Annotated in this window: 6 protein-coding genes and 1 tRNA gene (1 of these 7 running past the window's edge); all 7 read right to left on the bottom strand. The window is 64.8% G+C overall.

The annotated features are described in order from the left end of the window. Nucleotides 1-1,534 (bottom strand): translation elongation factor 4 (gene lepA / locus QZ329_RS11965; RefSeq protein ID WP_295752894.1); only part of this gene is annotated, 1,534 nt, incomplete at its 3' end. Between the two features lie 34 nt (nucleotides 1,535-1,568). Beyond that, on the bottom strand, nucleotides 1,569-1,976 hold the full coding sequence (locus QZ329_RS11960) for a hypothetical protein (RefSeq protein ID WP_295752893.1): 408 nt from the start codon (nucleotides 1,974-1,976) through the stop codon (nucleotides 1,569-1,571). Between the two features lie 38 nt (nucleotides 1,977-2,014). Continuing rightward, nucleotides 2,015-3,115, bottom strand: coding sequence for a hypothetical protein (locus QZ329_RS11955; protein WP_295752891.1), 1,101 nt, complete (start codon nucleotides 3,113-3,115; stop codon nucleotides 2,015-2,017). Between the two features lie 8 nt (nucleotides 3,116-3,123). Beyond that, nucleotides 3,124-4,599 carry an MBOAT family O-acyltransferase gene (locus tag QZ329_RS11950; RefSeq protein ID WP_295752889.1) on the bottom strand — a complete coding sequence of 492 codons (1,476 nt, stop codon included), beginning with the start codon at nucleotides 4,597-4,599 and terminating at the stop codon, nucleotides 3,124-3,126. Between the two features lies 1 nt (nucleotide 4,600). Then, nucleotides 4,601-5,281, bottom strand: a complete 681-nt coding sequence (locus QZ329_RS11945; RefSeq protein ID WP_295752888.1) for a helix-turn-helix transcriptional regulator — start codon at nucleotides 5,279-5,281, stop codon at nucleotides 4,601-4,603. A gap of 151 nt (nucleotides 5,282-5,432) precedes the next feature. Next, a complete protein-coding gene (locus tag QZ329_RS11940; protein ID WP_295752887.1) occupies nucleotides 5,433-6,851 on the bottom strand; it encodes a spore germination protein in 1,419 nt (472 codons plus the stop codon). A gap of 279 nt (nucleotides 6,852-7,130) precedes the next feature. Continuing rightward, nucleotides 7,131-7,163, bottom strand: a tRNA-Leu gene (locus QZ329_RS11935) (it continues 155 nt past the right edge of the window).

The following is a 7,163-nucleotide window of genomic DNA, read 5'->3' as shown; positions in this document are numbered from 1 at the left end:
GGGGATAGGCCTTGTCCTTGTGGGCGATGAAACTCAGCGCGTCCACCTGGTCCCCGTTGAGGAGGAGGTCCACCTTCACCAGCTCGCTGGGCCGGTAGCCGGAGAGCTCATAGTCCAGCGAGGCGTAGCCCTTCGTATTGGCCTTCAGCGTGTCGAAGAAGTCGTAGATGATCTCGTTCAGCGGCATCTGATAGTGGAGCTCCACCAGGTGGGTGTCCAGGTACTGCATGTCCTTGAACTCCCCCCGGCGGTCCTGGCACATGGGCATGATGTTGCCCACGTAGTCGTTGGGCGAGATGATGGAGACCTTCACATAGGGCTCCTCCGCCCGCTCGATGGAGGCCGGGTCCGGGTAGTTGTGGGGATTGTCCACCCGCACGAGGCTGCCGTCCGTCTTATAAACGTCATAGATGACGGAGGGCAGCGTGGTCACCAGGTCCAGGTCGAACTCCCGCTCCAGCCGCTCCTGGATGACCTCCATGTGGAGCATGCCCAGAAAGCCGCAGCGGAAGCCGAAACCCAGTGCCACGGAGGACTCGGGCTCAAAGCTCAGCGACGCGTCGTTGAGCTGGAGCTTTTCCAGGGCGTCCCGGAGGTCGGGGTACTTGGACCCGTCCTCGGTGTAGATGCCGCAGTAGACCATGGGCTGCACGGGGCGGTAGCCGGGGAGGGCCTCCGCCGCCGGGGCGGCGGCGTCCGTCACGGTGTCGCCCACCCGGGTGTCCTTCACATTTTTGATGGAGGCGGTGAAATAGCCCACCTCCCCCGCCTGAAGGCTTTCGCAGGGCTCCAGCCCCAGGGGCAGCAGGTGGCCGCACTCCACCACCTGGTAAGAGGCGCCGGAGGCCATCATCTTCACCGTCTGCCCCGCCCGGAGGCGGCCCTCCATCAGGCGCATGTAAACAATGACGCCCCGGTAGCTGTCGTACTGGCTGTCGAAGATCAGGGCCTTGAGGGGGGCGTCCGGGTCCCCGGAGGGAGGCGGCACGTTCTTCACCACATCCTCCAGCACGGCGTCGATGTTGACGCCCATCTTGGCGGAGATCTCCGGCGCGTCCAGGGCGGGCAGGCCGACGATGTCCTCCACCTCCTGTTTGGCCCTGGCGGGGTCGGCGGCGGGGAGGTCGATCTTGTTGAACACCGGGAGGATTTCCAGGTCGTGCTCCATGGCGAGGTAGGTATTGGCCAGGGTCTGGGCCTCCACGCCCTGGGTGGAGTCCACCACCAGCACGGCCCCCTCGCAGGCGGCCAGGGAGCGGGACACCTCATAGTTGAAGTCCACGTGTCCCGGGGTGTCGATGAGGTTCAGGGCATAGGTCTCCCCGTCGGCGGCGGTGTAGTTCAGCCGGACGGCCCGGGCCTTGATGGTAATGCCCCGCTCCCGCTCCAGGTCCATGTTGTCCAGAAGCTGGCTCTCCATCTCCCGCTGGCTGACGGCGTTGCACTTCTCCAGAAGCCGGTCCGCCAGGGTGGACTTGCCGTGGTCGATGTGGGCGATGATGCTGAAATTACGGATATGGTCTTGGTTTATCATAGGAAAAAGCCTCCTTGGGGAAGTCTTGATGGTGTCATACTTGCGGAAGATGGGGGTACACCGCCGCCCACACGCCGGTGTCCGGGTCCCGCTCCAGGACTAGAACGTCGGGACTTGTCCCCCGGTCGAAGTATATCCGTTCGGCGGAATCATCCAGTTGAATGTCAAACCTGTATTCTGACCCAATGCTGCTGTTCAGCCCGCCGAAGGCGCAGTAAAAGGAGCAGTGGATCTCATCGCCGAACTGCTTGGCCTCCATGGCCCGGATGAAGCCCATGGAACCCTCGGGAAACGTCTGTACCGTGACGATAGACCCGTCGTCAGAGACAGAAAACGTTTGCAGATCAACGTCCGTCCTCTTCTGAAAGCCCGGCAGCACAAACAGTATCCCGACAGCCGCGCCAATGAGAAAGGCAAGAAACACCGGTATCCATTTTTTCATACCCAAAAACCTCCCCTTATTTTTATCGGCGGCAGCCCTCAGCCCTCATACCACGCCGGCGGCTGGTCGTGGGTCTCATACCATTGGTCCCAGAATTCCTGGTCCCACAGCGCGTCGTAGTCGTAGTGTACCACAAACGCCCGCCACTGCGCCAGGGTCTCTTTCACATTTTCCGGTTGCAGCAGGAACTTCTCGCCGCAGACGTTCCCCAGCACCCACTTTCCCGCCTCGCCGGAGTGATGTACATAGTCGCAGTAGTTGTTCAGCTCCGTCACCATCCCCCCGGCGAAAAGAGGCGCGTGAAGCCGGGCGTTGGGATACTCCGCCAGCGCCTCACAGGTCCGCTCCACAGCCTTCAGCCGGGCGTCCAGGTCCCCCCGGCGGACGGCGCGGTCCCACGCCAGGATGCTGTAGGGGGAGAGGAACACCTCGAACTTCGTCTCCGGGTGGGCCTGGAACCACCCCTCCATCACCGCCAGATTCCCCTCCACCGCGTCCAGATACGCGTCCTCGGGGACCGTCTCCTCCGAGACCGGCGGGCGCTGGTAGGTCCGCAGGGTCTCATACCGCCCCCATCGGGTGGTTTTGTCCCAGGTGAAGCCCTCGTCCAGGGTCTGGCCGCCGCCCCGGCGGTTGGTCCAGAGGACGAAGAGGCTGTAATAAAGGGAGTCCTTATTCAGAAGGTACTTCACGTCGTCCAGGGGGTTGCGGTTGTAGAGATAATCCGGCATGGCGTCCGTCAGCTCCTCCTCCCCCCGGATGAGGGCGTTCAGGTCCAGGGCGAAGAGGACCCGCCCGGGTCCCTCCTCCCGGAAGAGGAGGTCCATCACCTGGTCAAACTCGCTGAAATAGCCGTCCGGCACGGTGATCCGCAGGCCGGAGGTCTGGTAGAACTCCTCGATCCAGCTGGCCCGGTAGTTGGCGGCCATGGAGGTGCCCAGGAGGACGGTGTCCGCCGGGACGTTTTTCGCCATGCCGGCGGCCTGATAGCGCTCGTTGAAAAACACGGGCTGCCACGCCGCGGGCATCCGGTAATACAGGCAGGGGTCCACGGCGTACACGATTCCGCCGCACAGAGCCAGCAGGGCCAGCAGCGCCGCCAGGAAGCGCCGGGCCCAGCGCGCGTAAATCTCATTCATAGCTCGCCTCAGAAATTGGAGTAGATAAAGGTGGTCACCCCGGTGAAGGAGAGGACGGACCACGCCGCCAGCAGCGCCAGCGCTCCCCAGCGCCAGGCCGTGGGGCGGAAGCGGTCCATCCGCTCCGCCGTGTTATGGGGCCACAGGGCCGTGACCAGGGCCGCGCCCAGAAGGGCGTAGGCCAGCGCCGGGCTGATCCAGGGTTTCACGGCGGGCAGCACCATCCGCAGCGCCGCCGCCTCCTTGGAAAACACGTCCTCCATCAGCCAGGGGGCCGGGGGACGGAGGTCCAGCGTCACGGCACAGCGCAGCAGCCCCAGCGCCTCCGGCACGCCGGGGGCCCGGAAGAAGACCCAGGCCCCGTTGACGAAGGCAAAGGTCAGCGCCCAGCGGAGAAGCCTGGGAAGCCGGTCCCGGCCTTTGCCCCAGGCCCGCTCCAGAATCTGGGCCAGACCGTGGAGGCCGCCCCAGATCAGGAAGGTCCACCCCGCCCCGTGCCACAGTCCGCTGGCCAGGAAGACCAGAAGGATGTGGAAATAGGTCCGCGCCGTCCCCCTCCGGCTTCCCCCCAGGGGGAAGTAGAGGCACTCCCGCAGGAAGCTCGTAAGGGTGATGTGCCAGCGCTTCCAGAACTCCCCCACGGAGAGACTGCGGTACGGGGAGTTGAAGTTCACCGGCAGCCGGAGGCCCAGAAGACGGGCCGCCCCGGCGGCGATGTCACAGTAGCCGGAAAAGTCCAGATAGAGCTGGAGGGTATAGCCCAGAATCACCATCCACGCGCCGGGGGCGGAGAGTTCCGGGACCCGCTCCCACCCGGCGTTTACGACGACGCCCAGGTTGTCCGCCAGCAGCACCTTCTTCGCCATGCCCATGGCTATGGCGTAAAAGGCGGCGGCGAAGTCCCTCCCCTCCGGGCGCAGGAACCGCTCCCCTGGGAGCTGGGGGAAAAAGGCCTGGGGCTTCAAAATCGGCCCGGAGACCACGGTGGGAAAGAAGAAGGCATAGAGGGGCAGGCAGTCCCACGGGACGGGACGGAAGCCGCCGGTGTAGGTCTCCTTCAAAAGCCAGAGCTGCTGGAAGGTAAAAAAGCTGAGGCCCAGGGGGACCCACCCCGGAGAGACCGCCCCGCCGGTGAAGAACCCGGCGTACTTGAACGCCGCCAGCACCCCCAGATGCCACGCCGCCGCCAGCGCCAGGCAGAGGCGGCGCTGAGCGGGGGAGCGGGGACACGCCTGGGCGCGGGGCCCGTCCCCTCCCGGAAGGACCCGGATTTCCGCCGTGAGGAACCGGAGGGCGGCGGCGGACACCGCAAGTCCCGCCCCCAGCGCCAGCAGCGAGGGCCACCCGCCCCCGACTATGTAGAAGAACAAACAGGCCAACGTCAGCCCCCCTGCGGCGGCGCGGCGGTTCCGCCGGGCGGCGGTCAGGCAGAGGAGGACCGTGACGGCCAGGAAGGCCAGAAAGCCAAAGGATTGAAAGTTCATGTCACGGCTGTCTCGCCAGGGCGGTCAGCCTCGCGTCGGAGGTGCTGAGAACCTGGGTCAGGCTCTGGCAGCGCCCGGGATAGGCGGCGTTGATGGCCGGGGAGGACAGGTCCGGGAACTCCGTCTTCCGGGCCTTCAGCTCCCGGAGGGCGGCGGCGTAGCGGGCCTCGGACAGTTTCATATCCGCCCCCGCCAGCCCCAGGCCGCAGGCCCCGGGGTCCAGGGCGAAGTAGCCCTCGTTGGCGCCGGAGGCGCGGTAGAGGTGCCGGTAGAGCTGGTAGACGGCGCTGCCCAGATAGGCGGCGGCGGCGTTGATGGCGGCCTTGTCCCCCAGTTTGCCCAAAAGCTCGAAGAGAACGCCCACCGCGCCGGAGAGCAGCTTGCTCTGCAAGGTGGCCAGGACGCTGCCCCGCAGGCTGTTCTTGGGCTCCGAGGCGTCCAGAATGTCCTGCTCCGTGAGCATGTTCCCCTCCCGGGAGAGGGTGCGGCCCAGGATGAAGTCGGCGGAGACGTTGTAGTAGTCGCAGGCCCGGACGACGAAGGGCAGCCCCGGCTCCCGGATGCCGTTTTCATAGTGGGAGAGGAGGGCCTGGGAAATACCCAGCGCCCCGGCGGCCACCCGCTGGCTGACGCCCTTCTCCTGCCGCAGCAGGGAGAGGGTGCGGGAAAATTCAGAACTCATGATAAAAGCTCCTTTACCAAACTTATACGCAACGTATAGTCTACCAAAAGGGCTACGGAATGTAAAGACATTTTTTCAGGAAACCGCCCGTCCGGCGGGGAATTTTGCCGGACGGGCGCGCAGGCTGTCGAAACCAGGCTGCCGAACATGGTCAGGTATTGTCCCGGTGAATGGGCTCCCGGAAAATCAGCCGCCGCAGGGCCCGCCCGTTGAAGGGAATCAGGGGGTAGAGATACCCCTTGCCCACCAGGGGCTTGGTGGTGCCCAGCAGGACCAGGATGCCCAGGATGCCGAAGCCGTAGCCCCAGACGTCGAAGACCGCCGTCAGCAGCAGCAGCGCCACCCGCAGCAGCTTGAAGGCGTAGCCCATCTCATAGCTGGGCTGGGCAAAGCTGGCCACGGACACGAAGGCCATATACACCAGCACCTCCGGCCCCAGCCACCCGGCCTGGACGGCGAAGTCTCCCAGAATCAGCGCCCCCAGCATGGAAAAGGAGTTGGAGAGGGAGTCCGGCGTGTTCAGGGACGCCAGCTTCAAAACGTCGATCAGGAACTCCACCACCAGAAGCTGCCACAAAAGGCCCAAGGACGCGGGCTCCGGGGAGGAGAGGAACTCCAGCCACTCCGGCAGCCGCCCGGACTCCTTGACCATGAGATACCAGGTGGGGGTGATGAGCAGGGAGATCAAAAACACGATGATCCGCAGAAGCCGGAGGTAGGTGCCCACCAGAGGAGGGAAGTAGAACTCGTTGGCCTCCTGGGTGAAGTCAAAGAACGTGGTGGGCAGGATCATCACGGAGGGGGAGTTGTCGATCATCAGCACCACGCTGCCCTCCATGATGCTGGCGGCGGCGCTGTCGGGCCGCTCCGTATAGCGGACCTTGGGGAAGGGGTTGTACCACTGCTTGGGGCGGATGGCCTCCGCCACGCTCTCCTGAGCCATGGTGAGGGAGTTGACGTCGATGGCCGCCAGCTTCTCCCGCAGGGCTGTCAGAAGCTCCGGGTCCGCCTTGTCCTCCAGGTAGCACAGCACCGCGTCGGTGTGAGAGCGCTTCCCCACCTTCACGCCCTCCATGGTCAGGCGGCTGTCCCGGATGCGGCGGCGGATCAGGGCCATGTTGGGCACCACCGCCTCCACAAAGCCGTCGTGGGACCCCCGGAGGACCTTGCCGTCCGGCGGCTCGTCCACGCCCCGGCCGGGGTACTCCTTCGCGTCGATCTGGGCTCCGCCCCGAAGTCCCTCCACCAGCAGCAAGGTCTTGCCCATGAGGACGGAGGTGGTAAGCTCCTCCGGGTCGAAGCCGACGTCCACCTCTGAGAAGGTAACAAAGCGGTCCGCGAAGTCCTGCATCTGCGTCAAGCCCTGCAGGGCGTCCGGCGGAAGGGAGAGCCAGAAGGCTCCCATACGTTCCAGCGTCTCGTCCTTGCCATAGCCGTCCACCACCCAAAGCCGCGCCCTGCGTCCGGCGATGACATAATCCCGGCTCACCATATCCACGCTGCGCCCGGCCCCCAGGGCCTGGTCAAACAGGCGGACGTTGTCCATGTAGTTGTCCGATAATCTATCCATGCGCACCTCCAAGAATGGAGGTAGTATGCGCCGGCCGCGGAAACTTATCCCACTCGCCGCCAAAGAAGTCTCCCCAAACCCAAAAAAGCGAAGGAAAACCCAAAGGAAACTCTACATCCTCCCCAGCCTCACCAGTCCGCCAACACACACCACGCATTCCCCGTCCCCCTCAGCCGCGAATCCAGCGAAGCGAATCGCGGCTGAAAGCGAAGAAATTCCCCGTCCGGCGGAGCTTTCCGCCAAAGGCGGGAAGCGCAACGGTAAGGGGAATTTCTGAGCTGGTGCGCGAGGCGGGACTTGAACCCGCACGTC

Origin of the sequence: uncultured Oscillibacter sp. (assembly GCF_910579365.1) — a bacterium.
GTDB lineage: Bacteria > Bacillota > Clostridia > Oscillospirales > Oscillospiraceae > Oscillibacter.
This window is presented reverse-complemented; position numbering and strand designations above follow the sequence as displayed.

What these genes read in the sequence shown, in the direction of transcription:
- QZ329_RS11955 (WP_295752891.1), bottom strand. Translation starts at nt 3,115, where the DNA reads ATGAATGAGATTTACGCGCGCTGGGCCCGGCGCTTCCTGGCGGCGCTG.
- QZ329_RS11940 (WP_295752887.1), bottom strand. Translation starts at nt 6,851, where the DNA reads ATGGATAGATTATCGGACAACTACATGGACAACGTCCGCCTGTTTGAC.
- QZ329_RS11950 (WP_295752889.1), bottom strand. Translation starts at nt 4,599, where the DNA reads ATGAACTTTCAATCCTTTGGCTTTCTGGCCTTCCTGGCCGTCACGGTC.
- QZ329_RS11960 (WP_295752893.1), bottom strand. Translation starts at nt 1,976, where the DNA reads ATGAAAAAATGGATACCGGTGTTTCTTGCCTTTCTCATTGGCGCGGCT.
- QZ329_RS11945 (WP_295752888.1), bottom strand. Translation starts at nt 5,281, where the DNA reads ATGAGTTCTGAATTTTCCCGCACCCTCTCCCTGCTGCGGCAGGAGAAG.